The sequence below is a fragment of the Neisseria sp. WLZKY-1 genome, assembly GCF_046546535.1.
Classification (GTDB): domain Bacteria; phylum Pseudomonadota; class Gammaproteobacteria; order Burkholderiales; family Neisseriaceae; genus Neisseria.
Genome location: NZ_JBKGTW010000141.1, coordinates 1 through 345, shown reverse-complemented (window position 1 = coordinate 345; position 345 = coordinate 1). Strand labels below are relative to the sequence as shown.

At 54.8% G+C, this 345-nt stretch carries 1 protein-coding gene; it reads left to right on the top strand.

All coding sequences use genetic code 11. From position 1 onward, the window contains the following. Positions 1-345: IS110 family transposase (locus tag ACLD9W_RS12570; protein WP_410842307.1), on the top strand; the 345-nt coding region annotated here is incomplete at both ends.

Here is a 345-nt window from a genome sequence, read left to right as displayed (position 1 = left end):
AATACCTTAAAAAACACAAGGTCGCCCTCGTCGTGATGGAAAGCACCGACGGTCTCGAAATTCCCGCCGCCAAAGCCATCCACCGCGCAGGCATAGCCGTCATCATCGCCAACCCGCGTCAGACGCATCAGTTTGCCCAATCGCAGTCGCTGACCAAAACCGATGCCAAAGATGCCAAAATGCTCGCCTTCTTCGCACAGATGATGACGCAGAAAGAAGGTTGGCAAACCATGCTCTACCACCCGCCCACCGAAGCGGAAGAAGTGTTGGAAGCATTGGTTAACCGCCGCAACCAACTGGTGGATATGCGGACTGCCGAGAAAAACCGTCTGCATCAGGTTCACG